This is a genomic window from Clostridium sp. OM02-18AC, assembly GCF_003481825.1.
Lineage (GTDB): Bacteria > Bacillota > Clostridia > Lachnospirales > Lachnospiraceae > Brotaphodocola.
Genome location: NZ_QULW01000001.1, coordinates 33,945 through 50,627, shown reverse-complemented (window position 1 = coordinate 50,627; position 16,683 = coordinate 33,945). Strand labels below are relative to the sequence as shown.

The following is a 16,683-nucleotide window of genomic DNA, read 5'->3' as shown; positions in this document are numbered from 1 at the left end:
GAGTGACAAGATCATGGATTTTAAAAACGCAAAAGAACTTTTAGAATTATGTCAGAAACAGAACCTTCCGATTTCCAGGATCATGCTGAACCGGGAAATAACCGAAGGCGAGATGCCAGAAGAAGAGGCGCTTAGCCGTATGGCCCGCGCCCTGGAAATCATGAAAGAATCTGCCCGCACCCCGATCAAGACACCGGTGCGCTCCATGGGCGGCCTTATCGGCGGCGAAGCAGGAAAGCTTGCCGCACACCAGGCTGCAAGCCGCAACATCCTGGGGGAAGTGCTGGAAAAAGCCATCACCTGCGCGGTAGCTGTTCTGGAAACCAATGCTTCCATGGGTCTGATCGTAGCTGCCCCAACCGCAGGTTCTGCCGGAGTAGTTCCGGGCATGCTGTTATCACTTCAGGAATGTCATCACTTTTCCGATGAAGACCTGGTCAAAGCACTGTTCAATGCCGGTGCGATCGGTTATCTGGCGATGCGTAACGCAACCGTAGCCGGAGCAGTCGGCGGCTGTCAGGCCGAGGTCGGCATTGCATCCGCCATGGCTGCTTCCGCTGCCGTAGAGCTGTTCGGCGGTAGTCCGAAGCAGTGCCTCGATGCTGCTACCATCGTTCTGATGAATATGCTGGGACTTGTCTGTGACCCGGTCGGCGGTCTGGTCGAATACCCGTGCCAGAACCGCAACGCAGCCGGTGTGGCAAACGCCCTGATCGCAGCCGAGATGTCCCTGGCCGGACTCTCCCAGCTCATCCCGTTCGATGAAATGTTAGAAACCATGTACACCGTAGGCAAACGCCTTCCGGCAGAACTGCGCGAAACCGCCATGGGCGGATGCGCGACGGCACCGTCCGCATGCGCGGCATGCCATATGTGCAGCTAAAAATAAACAATATCGTTAACGTAATAGGACCGTGAAAGTTGCCGAAGGCAACTTTCACGGTCCATCGTTTTTTCAATGAAATTGTTATATAGCCGCAGCCTTCAGCGCTGCCCCGACCGCTCCGGCATAACGCCCGTCTTCCTGGGTGCGTACCTCTGCTCCAAGCGTTTTGGAAAGTGCCTGCGTCAGATACGGGATTCCGCACAGTCCTCCTGTCAGACAGACTGTGCCCGTTCCGATTGAAAGCTTTCCTGCCTGTGCCGCTACTTTGTTTACGATGGAATCCACCACGGCGTAGGCAATGTTCTCCCGCGGCTCTCCCTTTCCGATCAGACTGATAACTTCCGACTCCGCAAAAACAGTACACATGGAGCTGATGGAGGTCCCGCTTCCTTTTTCAGCCAGCGCACAAAGCTCGTCCGGCCGCATGGAAAGTGTGTTGGCCATCACCTCCAGAAAACGCCCGGTTCCCGCGGAACATTTATCATTCATTACAAAGTCCGTCACAACCCCATCTTCCGTCTGGATCAGCTTGGTATCCTGCCCGCCAATATCAATGACCGTCAGGCTGCTTTCCCCATACAGAAAGCAGGCGCCAAGCCCATGACAGGTAATCTCTGTTATACATTTATCTGCAAATGGAACCGACACTCTCCCGTAGCCGGTGGCTACGATCTTCATGCTTTCCCGTTTTATGCCTTCCGCTTCCAGCTTCCGTAAGATTTCACCGGCTGTATCAACGCAGCTCCAGCCCGTAGGCTGGAGCATGCGTAAGCAGATATTCTGTTTGTCATCCATGACGATCGTTTTGGCAGAAGTAGAACCGATATCGATGCCTGTAAAATATGTCATATGCAAATTCCTATCCTGTTTCAATCCTTCTTGTTTTCCCGAATAAACCTACAGAACCGGGGTCCATGCCAGTCCGTAGATTTCCTCCACATCATCGGTGGAAGTGATCAGGCCAAGACGGACATACTTCTCAATGATTTTCTTCAAAGATGCACCGGTGCACTCATCCGAAAGACCAAACTGCAGGGCATTGTTGATCATAACGTTCATGTCAAAATCGCCGCCGTTCCAGCCACGGTCAAGAAGCAGTTTGGTTGCCTCGTCCGGATTTTCACGCATCCAGGAATGTGCTTTCTGGACTGCCTGGGTGATTTTCTTTGCGATGGTCGGATTCTCCTGTACAAACGTGCGGTTCATAGCAATCACACAGCAGGCGTCTCCTGCGAAATCCTCATCCTGCAGGGAACGGATGCATTTTAACTTGCCCTCTTTCATCATGGCATACGCAAATGTATCACTTAACAGGGCTGCAGAAATCTCACCGCGCTCCATAGCTGCCACGCAGGCATCGGAAGAAACCTGGGTCAGGGTCACATCGCTCAGCGGATCCATGCCATCTGCATCCAACAGGATCGAAGTGATGTTATAGTCAGAAGCACCGATTCCGTTCGGTACGGAAATCTGGGTTCCCTTTAAATCTTCGGTTGTATTGTACGGGCTGTCTGCCAGTGCGTAAAGCGATTTGCAGCCGATATGTGCGCCGCCAACGAAGGTAAGATCCACATTGTTGGTGATCGGAACGATCATGGTAGCGATATGGCCGACTGCTACGGTTGCCTGGCGGGTTCCCAGTGCCTCAATGTAGGAATTGCCTTTGAAGCCTTCTGCGGTCAGTCCTGCCTCTGCATAGTAACCGAGGTCATCCGCCACGGTCGGGCCGGAGGTACATCCGTCAGACATGTAATACAGGACCGGCTCACCATATGCCGGTTCGCTCTCCATGGCTTTTTTCTCTTCCTCAGTCGGAGTCAGGTCAAAGTCTGCCATGTCGATCGCGCGGTCTTCCATATCTACCGGGGTAAACAGAGCTTCCCATTTTCCGGCTGCAAATGCATCTGCCGCATTCATATGAACATCCGACACATTGACCTCAACCGCAACACCGTCCTGGCCCATCTCGATCTGTCCGTCGTTGTTCAAATCTCCGGCAAGCTGCTCTTTCTCCGTTGCCTTCGTCTCCTCAGCCTGCTTTGCCCCTCCGCATGCAGTCAGAGACAGTCCCATGGAAAGGGACAAAAATAATGCAAGTGATCTGTTTGTTTTCATAATACCTTCTCCTTTAGTAAAAAAATGATCTATTTCTCACCGGCAAAATGAAGCCGGTTTAAAATCATGTTCCGGTACGCAATAAAGCCTTGCGAAGAACGGTTTCGCGGGAAATCTTCTTCGATCCTGATATCCGCGATGATCCGTCCCGGGTTTGCATCCATGACAATGACACGGGTTCCCATGTAAATCGCCTCATCCACATCGTGGGTTACCATCAATGCAAGCTGCCTCTTTTCCCGCCACATAGACAAAATCTCATCCTGCATGTTCATGCGGGTGAACGCATCCAGCGCGCCCAATGGTTCATCCAGAAGCAAAATCTGCGGCTGGCTGATGAGCGTCCGCACCAGCGCCACGCGCTGCGCCATGCCTCCGGAAAGCTGTCCCGGGTAATCATTGCGGAAATGCCGCAGGCCGATCACATCCAGCATGTGTTCCACCTGATCCTCATTTTCTTTCAATTTCCCCTGTGCTTTCAATGGGAACGCAATGTTTTTCTCTACGGTGAGCCACGGAAACAGCGTCGGCTTCTGAAACACCATGCCCCGCTGCGGGGATGGTCCGTCTACCTCGTTTCCATTCACGGTTACGGTTCCGAGCGTCGGCCGGATCAGTCCCGCCACCAGACGCAGCACCGTTGATTTTCCGCACCCGGATGGTCCTACCAGACTGATAAACTCCCCGCTTTCCATCTCCAAATCTACATGATCCAGCGCATGGGTTACTTCATCCTGTTCTACCTTTGCGAAGCTTTTGGATACTCCATTCAGCTTCAGCACAACGTTGCTGCGATCATCCATAATTCTTTTCCGCTCCATTCTGCCATCTGAGCACATGGCGTTTGATCCGGTCTAATACCTTGGTGACTACGGTAAAGATGAAGCAGATCACAAACAACGCTGCAAACATCTTATCGTAGCTGGCCCAGGACTTGCTCCAGTTCATATACCAGCCAAGTCCTGACTTTACGCCCAGCATTTCAGCGATCATGATCGCGGTGCAGGAGCTGCTCATAGCCTGGGTACAGCCCGAAAGAATCGATGGCATGGCATGCGGGATCGCCACGCCAAAGATCAGCCTGCGCTCGCTTGCCCCAAGCGTCCTCGCCGCGCCAAAATAATCGCGGTCTACATTGGCTATGCCGTTCATGGTCGCAACCGTTACCGCAAACCACGATCCCAGCGCGATGATGAACACCGCCCCGCCAAACAACGAGGAGGCAATGACCATCATGATCGGGATCCACGTTGAGGTTGGGATCGGTCCCAAAAATTTAATCACCGGATCGATCCAGTAGCGGGCTTTCCGGGAATACCCGCAGACAATTCCGGTTACAAGCCCAAGCGCTACACCGGAAAAATATCCCAGGAACAAAAGTCCCAGGGTATGCACCGTGCAGTCCAGGATCGTGGCCCGGTCGATCCACGCAGCATTCAGGATAAAGTTGATACAGGGAACAAACGGCTGAGTCAGGATCCCGGTTTTCAACGTCAGATAATCATATCCGGTAAATAAAAGAAATAAAGCCGACCAGAGCGGTGCCCGGTACCGGAACCGCTCAGACATTTTTTTATCGCCTGATCTGCGCTTCCATGCTGCAGCGATTCCACAGATATCGTAAACCAGGATCAGCAGCACCAGAAATCCAAGATAGGTGTTCGGATTCCGGTTGGTGCTGTTGTCCGGGATCAGCAGATATTCCAGGATTGCAAGCAGTCCGCAAACATTGGGCAGACACTGGATCAGGATATCAAACGCCTTTTCCAGCTCTGTTTTTTCTTTCGCTTCCAGATCTTTTAGTTCCTGACGGGTCAAGGCTGCCATTTTCCTCTGTTCCTGTCTGGAAAAATTATCTTCTTCCGTTCTGCAGCCTGACAAAATTACATTCTTTTTCTTCTCCATGTTTTTCCACCCTGCAACTTTTGTAACACGACTGTTCATGCATGCGCACACAGTCCTCCTCACTATAATAGTTCCAGAAACGCCTCAATACGCGTTGCCAGCTGGCCGCTGTCATTCTGGGAATAATCTGTTTCAATCGCCAGATACGGCACATGCTTTTCCTTTGCGAGCTGCCGGATCGTATAAGCTTCCACCGTGTACGGCGTGCAGGCCTGCAGATCAATCTCCACGATCCCGTCGATCTGGTATTCCCGGATCAGCCGTTCGATCAGCCCGATCCGTTTTGTGTTCGGAGTCATCACCGAACAGCCGATTTCTAAATACCGGGCAGCGATGGCCTCCACGATATCTTCCGCTTCCGTATCTACCATCTGAAATGCCGCCTTGATGCCGCTGCAATTTTCAAAGCAGACCACTCATAGGCGGCGGAGTCTGCTTCTGAAGTTCCATCAGCTTCAGCCGCTCCCGACGTTCTTCATTTCTCACACGTGCAGCTTCCCGCAGCGCTTCTTCCGTAATGGTGATCCCGAAGTTTTCCTCCAGATATGCAAGAAAGCGGTGCAGTTCTTTTGTCCAGGCTGTCAGCAGATCTCCGTCATGGCCCTGTGGAAGATGAAGCACGTAAGTCGGGCGCTTCTCATTTAACAACTCATACATCTTCTTTTTTCCATCGCAGGTCGTCTCTCCTACGATCAGGTCTGAAAAATAGGTGTACGGGCATTTATCAGACAACGCGAACCCGTAACTGGACTTGATCAGCGGACATAAGTTTTTCGGAAGCCTTGTTTCCGCAACCGGAATGGTTTCCGCTCTCTTTTAATTCTTTTACCCGCAGAAATCCGGCTCGTCTGGCCTCCCCAAACTCCTGAAACTGCTCTGGAAGATGATACCCCATACCTTTTTACCCCTGTTTTCTCATTTATTCTCAATAAAATGTAATATAAATTTCCCGGAATGAGAAATTGTATCTATCAATATATTGGTATTACTTATTTAAATTTTAAATAAATCAGATAAAAAAATAGCGAAAGTCCCGCGCCGCCATTCATGCAGACGCAGGAGCTTTCGCCCTTGTCCGTTACGATATTCGGTTATTACAGTACCGCTTTGCTTCTGCCTGCATTCCTTAACAGGCGGAATACTCCCGACGCCTCCAGTGTCTTCCCAATGGTGTAAAACAGCATGGAATTGACTGGCCACATGATCAGGTTTTTGAATGCCCGCATTGGAAGAAGTGCCATAAATGCTTTTCCATACAACATGCTGAGCCACAGCGTTCCAAGCAGCATATTGCAGATGATCGATACCGTCAGCTCCGCAGCAAGCACACGCACGAACCGGATCGGATGCTTATACAGAAAACATCCGTAAAGCACGCCGCCCACCATGGCACTGAAGGTAAAGCCCGGGAAATACGCACCGGTTGGACGGATGATGTATTTCAAGATGTCGAGCGCTCCTCCGAACGCTGCGCCCACCACAGGACCGAACAGATAATACACAAACTGGTTTGCGATCGTGGAGAATCCGATTTTTAAGTAATCACCCAGAACCAGGGTGAAATAACCGAGCACCACGGAAATCGCAGCAAACATCGCCATAATGGTGACCGTGTTGACATACTTGAGTTCTTCCATGGAATCTTTGAATAATGCCGTAAACTTTTTCATAAAAAATTACCTCCTTTGCAGAATCCTGTTCCCGTTCACACAGACATGGCAGGAATGGAATACTCCATTCCAAAAACCTGTCCATAAACAGGAACGATTTCTCGACTACAAAGGAGATAACCGTATCTATCCTCTTCGCAGCGGGATGCGGGCTGCGTACCGCGGAAGACGTTCGAAAGCCGTTTCCTTCGTCCTGCCGGCAACTCCCTGTCCGGCTGGCACTTGACGCACACAGACCTACTCTGCTTTTCTTTGATTTTGATTGGATTGCATATCAGAGACGCCAGTGGCATGTCCTCTGATTTTGTGTGCTACTATAGCACAGTTTTGGATTCCTGTAAAGCAAATTTTTATTTAGAAAAAATCCCGCTGCCGGACACATGCATGAACGGCAGCGGGATTTTTTACGCCTGAAGCGCAGTAAATTTTTTCATTTTATAAATATAATATGGAATCAGCGGAATCAGCGCGGAAATCCATGCGGCCGGATCTGACAGGCAGGTGCTTACAAATCCGCCTCCCAGATGGAGCACCAGCATCACAACGCCGCCTCTGGCCATCAATTCAAAGACACCGCCCAGCATAGGCACAAGACCATATCCCATTCCCTGAAGTGCATTCCGGTACAGGAAAATACTTCCAAGGAACGGATAACACCAGGATACTGTTTGAAAGTACTGGTTTGCAGCATCGATCACCACAGTCTGTGAGCTGTCTACAAAGATCAGCGTCAGCTTTCCAGCCAGGAAATGGATGATCAGAAAGGAAACAAGCGCTGCGATCAGAATCATGATCTGGGTGTCTTTCACACCCTGGCGCACACGGTCCATCCGTCCTGCACCCCGGTTCTGTCCTACATAGGTCGCAATCGTTGCCCCAAACGCAATGAAGATGGTATTGACCATGTTCTGCAGCTTTCCTGCTGCCGCGTAACCAGCGATATAATCTGCACCAAAGACATTGATCGCGCTCTGCACAATGATGGTTCCGATCGCGGTAATGGAAAACTGCAGTCCCATTGGCACACCGATCGAGAGCAGTCTTTTGATCATTGGCAGATCGAACGCAAAATCCTCTTTTTGAAGTTTCAGAATATCAAACTTCAGGATGATGTAGATCAGGCACAGTAACGCGGAAATTCCCTGCGCAATGACCGTTGCGTAGGCACAGCCCTCTACACCCATGTGAAACTTCACGATAAAGAGGACATCCAGCACTGCGTTGATCACTGCAGAAATGATCAGAAAATACAGCGGAGATCGACCATCTCCCAACGCACGGAGCACCGCCGCAAACGCATTGTAGGCAGCGGTTACACAAAGTCCTGCGTAAATGATCCCCATGTAAGCAGCCGTCTGACCGATGATCTCATCCGGGGTATTCATCAGCCGCAGGATCGGTACATTTAAAAATACCAGACCTGCAGTCATGGCGACCACGAAAGCTGCACAGAGATACACAGACATTGCGACATAATGACGCATCTGTCTGTAATCCCTCGCACCAAAGGTCTGCGCCACCATGATGGCAAAACCACTGGTGATTCCCTGAAGCCACCCGGTCACCAGAAAGATCAGCGACGTGGTGCTGCCAATGGCTGCCAGGGCATGGACGCCGATATAGCGGCCGGCGATCACCGAATCCACCAGGTTATAAAACTGCTGGAAAATGTTTCCGAGATAAGTCGGAATCATGAATGCCAGAATCAGGCGAACGGGGTTTCCCCGCGTCATATCATTTGTCATGACAAATTACTCCTGCCTTTTCCAGTTATGACAATCCGATTACAATTGCGATGATCACTGCAATGGATGCGCATACAAACAAGAATGCCTGGAACTTGATCTGGAACTTCGCCCACTGTCCCCACTCCAATTTTGCTGCAGCCAGTGCACCGAGAAGGCATCCGCTGGTCGGAACAATGAAGTTGGTAAATGCATCACCCAGCTGGTAAGCAAGCACTGCAACCTGACGCTCAACTCCTACCAGATCAGCAAGCGGTGCCATAATCGGCATGGTCAGGGCTGCCTGTCCGGAACCGGATACAACGAAGAAGTTGAATACGGACTGGAATACGTACATCAGCCAGGCAGAGATAACTGGCGGGAAATTCTTCATGCCGTTGCTGATGGTATAAAGAATGGTATTCAGAACGGTTCCATCGGTTGCGCTGGTACCGCCCAGGATGATGATGATACCCTGTGCCATACCTACACACATGGCAGCGCCCAGAAGGTCAGCCGCACCACGGTCAAATGCACGCGGGATATCGTTTAAGTGCATATCATTTAAGTGGAAGATCAGTCCGATGATACCGGAAACAAGACCCATTACAAAGAACTGGGATGCGATCTCCGGAATGTAGTAGCCCTGGGTTACTACGCCCCAGATGGTCCATACCATGCAGGCTGCGATGGTTAAGAGCACCAGCTTATGGCCCAGCGTAAACGGCAGGTCTGCTTTACCATTCTTTGCGAAGTCCTCACGGTACTCTTCGTCAGACTCGTAAGCAACAGAAAGCTTCGGGTTCTTTTTGATCTTTGCTGCGTAACGAAGGGTAAACACACAGGTCAGACCGGTAAAGATGATCCATAACGGGATACGGAACCATGCACCGGACATAACCGGGATGCCTGCGATACCCTGTGCCACAGCCAGGCCGAACGGGTTCTGCCACGAGGTACCGAAACCAATCTGGGTTGCCACGTAGCTGCACATGATGCCGACTACTGCATCGTAACCCATCGCGATGAACATCGGCACCAGGATCATAACGAACGGGATGGCTTCCTCACCCATGCCGAACACGGCACCGCCCAGGGAAAACAGGACGATCAGGATCGGTACCAAAAGGATTTCCTTACCGTTTGTCATGCTGATGACCCGCATGATACCGCTCTCCACGGCACCGGTTCGTAACACGATACCAAAGGAACCGCCCACCACCAGGATAAAGGCGATGATTCCGACTGCAGTACCGTTTTTGTTACCGGTTGTAAGACCCTCAAATACATAGTTTAAAATACCCTGGCCACCGAAATCCTCCGTACCGAAAAGCGGGGCAACCTTCGTTACCTTGTTTCCGTTTTCATCCAGGACATACTCAAAGCTGTCCGGATCCAGAACGGTTCTGGTCTTTTCTTCGCCGTTCATGGTGTAGGTGATTTCTTTTGTTTCATATTTACCCAGTGGGATAAACATGGTCAGGATTGCTGCAAACAGAATTACACCAAAGATAATGATGTACGTATGCGGCATCTGAAACTTCTTTTTCTTTTCCATTTGTAGTTCCTCTTCATTCTCAAAAATAAATTGACGTGTCGCAACGAAAAATTATACCATACAGACCTATAAAAGTAAACTAATGATTCTGCGGCTCATGATCATATGCCTGGATCCGGTCCTGGATCTCGATCAGGCATTCCAGAAGGAGCGGATTAAACGTACCGCACTCCCCATTCATGATCATGCTCATGGCCTGCTCATGCGGGAACGCTTTCTTGTATACACGCGGACTCACCAGGGCATCGTAAACATCTACAATGGAAACCACCTGGGCTGCGATCGGGATTTCTTCTCCCTTTAAGCCGTCCGGATATCCCTTTCCATCGTAGCGCTCATGGTGCCACCTGCAGATCTGGTAAGCGATCTTTACGATCGGCTCGTTCTGGTAGGCAGTCAGATGTTTCAGCATCGAAGCACCGATCACGGTATGGGTCTTCATGATCTCAAACTCTGCCTTGGTCAGTCTGCCCGGTTTATTCAGAATTTGTTCATCGATCCCGATCTTCCCGATATCATGAAGGGCAGATGCGGTTGCAATCAGTTCCCGGTCTGGTCTGGAAAGATGGTACTGGTTTGTCTTTTGCGTCAGCCGCTCCAGCAAAAGGTCTGTCAGACGATTGATATGGAACACATGGCGACCGCTCTCTCCATTTCGGAATTCCATGATCTGGCTTAAAATCCCGACCATGATCCGGTTGTTCTTTTCTTTTTCGTAGATCTGGCTTGTCACCAGTTTGATCAGGCGGTGCTGCTTCGCATACAGCTTAATGGTATTGAATACGCGCTGAAATACCACCTTGGCATCAAATGGACGGCTGATATAATCAGAAACGCCAAGCTCGTAGGCCTTGCGGATGTATGGCTCTGAATTTTCACTGGAGATCATAATGACAGGGACCTCCTCGATCCAGTGGTTTCTGGTCATGTATTCCAGCACCTCAAAGCCATTCATGACCGGCATGACAATATCTAACAGGACCAGGGCGATTCCGGTTCCGTACTGCTCTAACTGGGCAATGCACTCTTTTCCGTTTTCTGCCTCCAGAATGCGGAAATCTGAGTGAAGCATTTCAGAAAGGATCTCGCGGTTCAGCCCGGAATCATCTACAATGAGGATCTGCTGCTTGATATTCTCCTGATCCTCAGTATTGTCCCCTGAATGCTGTACCTCCTGCTTTGTTCCTTCCGTCACAACCGTATTTTTCCGGTTTTTAGCCTGATACATAAGCTTATCGGCACAGATCGCAGCATCCTCCACCGTTTTGCTCCCATCACTCAGTACTCCGCCAATGCTCACAGAAAGGCGCAGGTTCGTATAGCCTGGCACATCGGCATCGCAGACCTTTTCCTTGACCCTGCGCAGGCTTTCCTCAAACTGTGCCTGGCTGATATCCGGCATCAGAAGAAGGAATTCATCGCCTCCGTAACGGATGATGGAATCTTCATCCCGCACACAGTTCCGAAGCATCTGGACCAGGGTTCTCAGCACGGCATCGCCTGCGTCATGTCCCCAGGTATCGTTGTAGAGCTTAAAGTCATCCAGGTCGATCATGGCTACGCCGCCCTTCTGGGCTGAGGTTTTGATCTTATCCTCGTAGTAACGCCGGTTGTAGGCACCGGTCAGGGCATCAATGTAAAGCTCATCGTGATAGCTTGTCAGCTTGATGAGAAGCTTTTCCCTGCCCTCAGCATCGATCAGGCAGGTGCCGTCCATCGCACGCACCAGCTCCATGATATAAGGAGTCCCGTCTACCTCCACATAACGGGCAGTTACCTCAAAGAGATCATTTCCTCTGTACTCCAGCTTCGTCCTCTGAATCCCATCCTGATAAACCTTCCTGGAAATGCAGTTTTCACAGGGCTGGCTTTTCTTCCAGTAATCATAACAGTAGCAATGGTTCAACCCACCCGTCTGGTCTTCTTTTGTTTTTTTCGCTCCAGTCAGACGAAGATCAGCAGCATCCAGAAGGCGCACGGCTGTAAACACCTGCCGGTAGAGTTCCATCTGTTCCTCTGCCTGCTGTCTCGTCAGTTTATCGTATGAATTCATATATGGGTTAAGCCTCCGCTTCCAGCTCCCGAATTGCTTCTGTTAACTGCTCGTAACGCTCGGTCAGTTCCGGAAATAACCGGTCACCGCCGTTGATGTCTCTTCCTCTCAGGTCTTCTGTCAGAGCTGCGCTGGTCTCGTAGAGACGGTCAAATCCAAGATTTAAGCAAACGCCCTTTAAGGTATGTGCTGCACGGAATGCACGCTCTGCGTCACGCGCCTCCAGGGCTTCTTTTAAATCTGCATAGCTCGGATCCTTTAAAAACTTCAAGGCAAAGCGCTTTACCAGCGCCTCGTTGCCGAATCTGCTCAGCACACTGTCGTAATTAGATCCAATTTTTTCATAACATTCTTTCGTTGTCATTTGTTTTTCCCCTAATTCTTTCATTTCTGTTTTCTATCCATCGTAATGGTTTTGCCGCTGCTGTTTACGCAAAGCACAAGCAGTAACGAATATATGCTTAGTCTAGCATAAATTTCTTTGTATTTCTACCCATAAAGCTCAACATAGCCACAAAAAGACCGCGTACCAAACGGTACGCGGTCTAAAAATATCATCGATTCTGTTTTCGATTATTTCTGAGCGATAGCTGCCTGGGCTGCTGCCAGTCTTGCGATCGGAACACGGAACGGTGAGCAGGATACATAATCCAGACCGATCTTATTGCAGAACTCTACAGAAGACGGGTCTCCGCCATGCTCGCCGCAGATACCGATATGCAGATCCGGGTTGGAAGCCTTGCCAAGTTTGATAGCCATCTCCATCAGCTTGCCTACGCCAGTCTGATCCAGTTTTGCGAACGGATCGTTCTCGTAGATCTTCGCATCGTAGTAAGCACCTAAGAACTTACCAGCATCATCACGGGAGAAACCGAAAGTCATCTGGGTCAGGTCGTTGGTACCGAAGCAGAAGAAGTCAGCCTCTTTTGCGATCTCGTCTGCAGTCAGAGCTGCTCTTGGGATCTCGATCATGGTACCCACATGGTAGGTCAGGTCAGAACCAGCTGCTGCGATCTCTGCATCTGCAGTCTCAACAACGGTCTTCTTGCAGTATTTTAACTCTTTTACATCGCCGATAAGCGGGATCATGATCTCCGGAACGATGGTCCAGTCCGGATGAGCTTTCTTTACATTGATTGCTGCACGGATAACAGCCTTGGTCTGCATAACAGCGATCTCCGGGTAGGTAACAGCCAGACGGCATCCACGATGACCCATCATCGGGTTGAACTCATGCAGGGACTCGCAGATTGCTTTGATCTCTGCAACGGTCTTGCCTTTTGCCTTAGCCAGTTTCTCGATGTCCTCTTCCTCCGTCGGAACGAACTCATGTAACGGCGGATCCAGGAAACGGATGGTTACAGGGTTGCCCTCCATAGCCTCGTAGAGCTGTTCGAAATCGCCCTGCTGTAACGGAAGGATCTTCTCCAGAGCCTCTTCTCTCTCTTCTACGGTATCGGAGCAGATCATCTCACGGAATGCATCGATACGGTCGCCTTCGAAGAACATATGCTCGGTACGGCAAAGACCAATGCCCTCTGCGCCAAGCTCACGAGCCTTCTTCGCATCGTGCGGGGTATCTGCGTTGGTGCGTACTGCCATGGTTCTGTACTCATCAGCCCATGCCATGATACGTCCGAACTCACCTGCGATGGTTGCCTCTACAGTCGGGATTGCTCCGTCATATACACAGCCGGTGGAGCCGTCGAAGGAGATCACATCGCCCTCGTGGTACTCTTTGCCAGCCAGAGTGAATTTCTTGTTTGCCTCGTCCATAATGATGTCGCCGCAGCCGGATACACAGCAGGCACCCATACCACGTGCAACTACTGCTGCGTGAGAGGTCATACCACCACGAACAGTCAGGATACCCTGGGAAGCCTTCATACCGGTAATGTCTTCCGGAGAGGTCTCAAGACGAACCAGAACAACTTTCTCGCCTCTCTCAGCCCACTCTACAGCATCGTCTGCAGTGAAGACGATCTTACCACATGCAGCACCAGGAGCTGCACCTAAAGCCTTAGCGATCGGGGTAGCAGCCTTTAATGCCTTCTGGTCGAAGGTCGGATGCAGTAAGGAATCCAGGTTACGCGGATCGATCATTGCAACGGCTTCTTCCGGAGTTCTCATACCCTCGTCTACTAAGTCGCAAGCGATCTTTAATGCAGCCTGTGCAGTTCTCTTACCATTACGGGTCTGCAGCATGTACAGCTTGCCGTGCTCAACGGTGAACTCCATATCCTGCATATCTCTGTAGTGATCCTCCAGAGTCTTACATACCTTCTCGAAATCTGCGTATGCCTGCGGGAACTTCTCTGCCATCTCCTGGATGTGCATCGGGGTGCGGACACCAGCTACTACGTCCTCGCCCTGTGCGTTGGTTAAGAACTCACCGAACAGGCCCTTTGCGCCGGTTGCCGGGTCACGGGTAAATGCAACACCGGTACCACAGTCATCGCCCATATTACCAAATGCCATGGACTGTACGTTTACAGCAGTACCCCAGGAATACGGGATATCGTTGTCACGGCGGTAAACGTTTGCACGCGGGTTGTCCCAGGAACGGAATACAGCTTTGATTGCGCCCATTAACTGCTCCTTCGGATCATCCGGGAAGTCTGCGCCAATCTTGTCTTTGTACTCAGCCTTGAACTGGTTAGCCAGCTCTTTTAAGTCGTCAGCGTCTAACTCAACGTCAAGCTTAACGCCTTTCTTTTCTTTCATCTCATCGATGAGAGCCTCAAAATATTTCTTACCGACTTCCATTACAACGTCGGAATACATCTGAATGAATCTTCTGTAGCAGTCCCAAGCCCAACGCGGATTGCCAGACTTCTCAGCGATTACGTTAACAACCTGCTCGTTTAAGCCCAGGTTTAAGATGGTGTCCATCATACCAGGCATGGAAGCACGTGCGCCGGAACGTACGGAAACCAGAAGCGGGTTCTCGAGATCTCCGAATTTCTTTCCGGTAATCTCTTCCATTTTCTCAATGTACTCGTTGATCTGCCCCTGGATCTCTTCGTTGATCTCGCGGCCATCCTCGTAGTACTGTGTGCAGGCCTCAGTTGTAATTGTAAAGCCCTGCGGAACCGGAAGACCGATATTGGTCATCTCAGCCAGGTTTGCGCCTTTACCACCGAGAAGATTTCTCATGGTAGCGTCACCTTCTGTAAATAAGTACACCCACTTTTTAGCCATTGGTTTTTTCCTCCTCAACTTGTGTAGACGATGCTGCCTACGGTTTTCAACTCCGTCGGTATAGTTTTTGCACAAAAAAATCACCATCGACGGTCTGGTATAAGTATACCATATTTTTTGCGATAGTAAAGGTTTTTCTTGGTGTTTTTTGTATAAATTTTAGCAAAAACTCGTAAAATTTTGTTTCGTTCCCGTCATTTTCACATATACGATGTGAGTTCGTATATACGAATGTGTATTTTGCATATTTTGACGAATTTTGTACCCAAACGAATCTGACACTGCGCTTTGCAGTCAGGCAGGCTCTTTTTATTGCATGTCATTTTATTGCGAAAAAAACAGGGGTACCGTGCATCACGATATCCCTGTCAAAATAATCTCGACCGGAGTCCCGGCATATACCGGTCCGCTGCCTGCCGGAACATCCACCAGGCAGTTACATCCGATCCCGCCGGTCAGCTGGCCATTTTGCTGTTTTTTCGAAAGTGCGACCGCAGTTCCATCGTAATATCCCCGCAGCAGTCTTCTTCCTCTGCTTTCCTTTAAAAAATCCGATGAGGCGGTTGTGTGGATCCGGATATAATCATACCCGTCCGCTCCCAGAAGACCTGCCGTAAGCGGTCTGATCAACAGTTCAAATACAGAAAAAGCCGAGTACGGATTCCCGGATAAGGAAAGCACCGGAGTCTTTCCAAGTACGGAGCACATCGTCGGCATTCCGGGTTTCACTGCAATTCCACGAAACAGGATCCGTGCCCCCAGTGCATCCATCACATGGGGGAGCTGGTCTTTCTGTCCGACCGATACCCCTCCTGTCGTAATGACAAAATCGGCTTTGTCTGCGGCTTCCTGCACTGCCCTGGCAATGGACTCCCGGTCATCTCCGGTCATTTTGCAATACACGACATCGCAGCCCTCCTGCATCAGTCTCACCCGCAGATACGCCTGATTGGAATTGTAGATCTGCCCCGGCTGCAAAACGCTTCCGGTCTCGCACAGTTCTTCCCCTGTCGTAACAAGCGCCGCCCGCAGTCTCCGCCGTACACTGAGTTCTTTTTTCCCGGAAGCGACCGCAGCGGCAACGGTGTAAGCATCCACCGTTTCGCCTGCTTTTGCCAGAACTTCCCCTGCTTGAAAATCTTCCCCTGCCTGACAGCAGTTTTGCTGCAAAACTGCAGCTGTATAAATCTGAACGGTTTCTTCCCCGTAATCGGTATCTTCCTGCCGAATCACGCAGTCTGCGCCTTCCGGGATCATGGCACCAGTCATAATGCGCACACACTCCCCTGGCTGAATGTTTCTTCCCGGTCGGTCTCCGGCACAGGTTTTATAGACAACCTGCAGGATAGCCGGATGCTCCCGGTCTGCTTTCCGGACATCTTCCTGCCGCAACGCATAGCCATCCATAGCCGAGCGCGCAAACGGAGGCTGCATCATCCCGGATACCAGGTTTTCTGCCAGGACACTGCCGGCGCACTCTGTGACCGGACGCCGCATGGCTTCTACGGCATGTTCCTGCTGAAAGATAAGTTTTTGTGCTTCCTCTAGTGTGATACGAACCATGTTTCTCT

Annotated in this window: 12 protein-coding genes, 1 pseudogene and 1 riboswitch; of the genes and pseudogenes, 1 reads left to right on the top strand and 12 read right to left on the bottom strand. The window is 50.6% G+C overall.

What is annotated here, in order from left to right; all coding sequences use genetic code 11:
* Window positions 1-13 precede the first annotated feature (13 nt).
* Window positions 14-883: an L-serine ammonia-lyase, iron-sulfur-dependent, subunit alpha gene (sdaAA, locus tag DXB18_RS00210; protein WP_118705299.1), complete on the top strand. Its 870-nt coding sequence runs from the start codon at window positions 14-16 to the stop codon at window positions 881-883.
* A gap of 84 nt (window positions 884-967) precedes the next feature.
* On the opposite strand, the gene DXB18_RS00205 is transcribed toward sdaAA, so the two are convergent.
* From DXB18_RS00205 to glp, 12 genes and pseudogenes are all read right to left on the bottom strand, one after another.
* Window positions 968-1,735, bottom strand: coding sequence for an acyl-CoA dehydratase activase (locus tag DXB18_RS00205; protein WP_118705297.1), 768 nt, complete (start codon window positions 1,733-1,735; stop codon window positions 968-970).
* A 48-nt stretch (window positions 1,736-1,783) separates the two neighbouring features.
* Window positions 1,784-3,001 carry an ABC transporter substrate-binding protein gene (locus DXB18_RS00200; protein ID WP_118543500.1) on the bottom strand — a complete coding sequence of 406 codons (1,218 nt, stop codon included), beginning with the start codon at window positions 2,999-3,001 and terminating at the stop codon, window positions 1,784-1,786.
* 29 nt (window positions 3,002-3,030) lie between these two features.
* Window positions 3,031-3,804 (bottom strand): ABC transporter ATP-binding protein, encoded by a 774-nt coding sequence (locus DXB18_RS00195; RefSeq protein ID WP_118705295.1) that lies wholly within the window; start codon window positions 3,802-3,804, stop codon window positions 3,031-3,033.
* The gene (locus tag DXB18_RS00190; RefSeq protein WP_347560826.1) at window positions 3,797-4,906 is read right to left on the bottom strand and encodes an ABC transporter permease; all 1,110 of its coding nucleotides are present in this window, start codon (window positions 4,904-4,906) and stop codon (window positions 3,797-3,799) included. The genes DXB18_RS00195 and DXB18_RS00190 overlap by 8 nt, the downstream gene beginning before the upstream one ends.
* A 62-nt stretch (window positions 4,907-4,968) precedes the next feature.
* Window positions 4,969-5,801: pseudogene (locus tag DXB18_RS00185) on the bottom strand (2-hydroxyacyl-CoA dehydratase family protein).
* Window positions 5,802-6,000: 199 nt separating this feature from the next.
* The gene (locus DXB18_RS00180; RefSeq protein WP_118705293.1) at window positions 6,001-6,576 is read right to left on the bottom strand and encodes a folate family ECF transporter S component; all 576 of its coding nucleotides are present in this window, start codon (window positions 6,574-6,576) and stop codon (window positions 6,001-6,003) included.
* Between the two features lie 136 nt (window positions 6,577-6,712).
* Window positions 6,713-6,823, bottom strand: a riboswitch (THF riboswitch).
* 157 nt (window positions 6,824-6,980) lie between these two features.
* A complete protein-coding gene (locus DXB18_RS00175; RefSeq protein ID WP_118543497.1) occupies window positions 6,981-8,321 on the bottom strand; it encodes an MATE family efflux transporter in 1,341 nt (446 codons plus the stop codon).
* 25 nt (window positions 8,322-8,346) lie between these two features.
* A complete protein-coding gene (gene yfcC / locus DXB18_RS00170) occupies window positions 8,347-9,858 on the bottom strand; it encodes a putative basic amino acid antiporter YfcC (RefSeq protein ID WP_118543496.1) in 1,512 nt (503 codons plus the stop codon).
* A 79-nt stretch (window positions 9,859-9,937) separates the two neighbouring features.
* Window positions 9,938-11,911 carry a diguanylate cyclase gene (locus tag DXB18_RS00165; RefSeq protein WP_118543495.1) on the bottom strand — a complete coding sequence of 658 codons (1,974 nt, stop codon included), beginning with the start codon at window positions 11,909-11,911 and terminating at the stop codon, window positions 9,938-9,940.
* Between the two features lie 7 nt (window positions 11,912-11,918).
* Window positions 11,919-12,275, bottom strand: coding sequence for an Hpt domain-containing protein (locus DXB18_RS00160; RefSeq protein WP_118543494.1), 357 nt, complete (start codon window positions 12,273-12,275; stop codon window positions 11,919-11,921).
* A gap of 209 nt (window positions 12,276-12,484) precedes the next feature.
* Window positions 12,485-15,112: a pyruvate, phosphate dikinase gene (ppdK, locus tag DXB18_RS00155; protein WP_118543493.1), complete on the bottom strand. Its 2,628-nt coding sequence runs from the start codon at window positions 15,110-15,112 to the stop codon at window positions 12,485-12,487.
* Window positions 15,113-15,466: 354 nt separating this feature from the next.
* Entirely contained in the window at window positions 15,467-16,675 is a 1,209-nt protein-coding gene (gene glp / locus DXB18_RS00150; protein WP_118705291.1) for a gephyrin-like molybdotransferase Glp, read from the bottom strand.
* Window positions 16,676-16,683: the final 8 nt, after the last annotated feature.